Annotated in this window: 2 protein-coding genes; both read left to right on the top strand. The window is 68.3% G+C overall.

Features of this window, described 5'->3' with window-relative positions; genetic code table 11:
* The coding region (locus QH283_RS20470; RefSeq protein WP_280504597.1) for a type IV secretory system conjugative DNA transfer family protein at positions 1–927 on the top strand (927 nt) is incomplete at its 5' end.
* 67 nt (positions 928–994) lie between these two features.
* Positions 995–1399 carry a DUF4913 domain-containing protein gene (locus QH283_RS20465; RefSeq protein WP_280504596.1) on the top strand — a complete coding sequence of 135 codons (405 nt, stop codon included), beginning with the start codon at positions 995–997 and terminating at the stop codon, positions 1397–1399.
* Positions 1400–1459: the final 60 nt, after the last annotated feature.

Genomic DNA, 1459 nt, shown 5'->3' with positions numbered 1-1459 from the left:
CGATGCGTAAATTCTGCCACCCAAATTATTTGGGGTCGGTGGCGGATTTTTACAAAAACCCACGACTGGATCCTGCCCGGCACGAATCCCGAGAACGGCGAGCCGCGCATGCGGTTCGACGAGTCGACCTTCATCGACAAGAACGGCACCCTGTACTCGCTCTCGCTCGAGGGGCGCGGTTCGGCGGCTCCGCTGGTGAGCGCGCTGACCGAGGCCGTCGTCGACGTCGCCATGTACAAGGCGGCCCGCTCGCGCGGCGGGCGGCTGCCCATCCCGCTGCTCGCGGTGCTCGACGAGGCCGCCAACGTGGTCCGCTGGAAGGACCTGCCCAAGCAGTACAGCCACTTCGGCTCGCGCGGCATCGTGGTGATGACGGTCCTGCAGTCCTGGGCGCAGGGCGCGCGGTGCTGGGGTGACGCGGGCATGGCCGCGCTGTGGTCGGCGGCCAACATCAAGGTGGTCGGCAGCGGCATCGACGACATGAACTTCCTGCGCGACCGTTCCGAGGCGATCGGCGAGTACGACTCGATCTCGCAGTCGGTCTCCGAATCCAAGGGCGGCAAGAGCTATTCGCGTTCGCTGTCGTCGTCGAAGACCTTCAGCGTCAACGCGCTGACCACGCTGCCGCGCGGGCGCGCCATCGTGTTCACCTCCGGCCAGCCCGCCGTGCTGGTGCGCACGGTGCCGTGGTGGGAGGGCGAATACGCGGCCGCGGTGAAGAAGTCGATCGATCAGCACGACCCGCAGACCAAGGTCGAGATCAGCGCGGCGATCGGTTCGCCCGCGCTGACCAAGAAGTCCGATCCCGACCCCTCGGGTCTCGCCCCCGCGCCCGGCAAGCCGCAACTGCGCAAGTCCGAGGAGCCGATCGGAGAGCTGGAACCGGCGGAGGCTCCCGCCGGCGAGATCGAGGCCAAGCCGAGGTGACGCGGCCTGCGACAGCGACCGCGTCCGTGACGGACATGTCGGCAACCAACGGAGAAGAGGTGCTTCGGTGACCCACAACCTACCCCCCGGCCCACCCATGCCGGGCAAGCCCGTCTACAGCAATGTGGTCGAGTTCGTCGAGAACTACCTGAGCGTGGTCTACCGCCGCCAGGTCACCGACATCAGCGAAACCGTGTGGTGCCCGGAGTGGTTCCGGCACGCGGAGGCGGCGGTGCGCCTGGACGCGCTGTGGCGCGCCTGGGAGCATCTGCGGCTGGACCCGGCGACGGGGCTGAGCGTGTGGCTGCTCGACCACGCCGACCCGCACATGACCAAGCTGTTCGACCCGCGCGGGCCGTTCAAGTACTGCAGTGTGCGCAACGGACACAAGGACATGCTCAACCCGCTGCCGCTGCGTTCGCCGGCACGCGGCCAGTTCGACCCGCTGGCGCCGGAGGACTATCCGGTCTGACCGGGCGGGAATCGTTGCCGGACAACAGAAGAGGAGGCTACCCCCCCCCCCCCGCCGGGG

Source organism: Nocardia farcinica (genome assembly GCF_029867845.1).
In the GTDB taxonomy this organism is placed as follows: domain Bacteria; phylum Actinomycetota; class Actinomycetes; order Mycobacteriales; family Mycobacteriaceae; genus Nocardia; species Nocardia farcinica_A.
The sequence above is the reverse complement of the archived record's forward strand: the minus strand, read 5'-3'. Positions and strand labels throughout refer to the sequence as shown.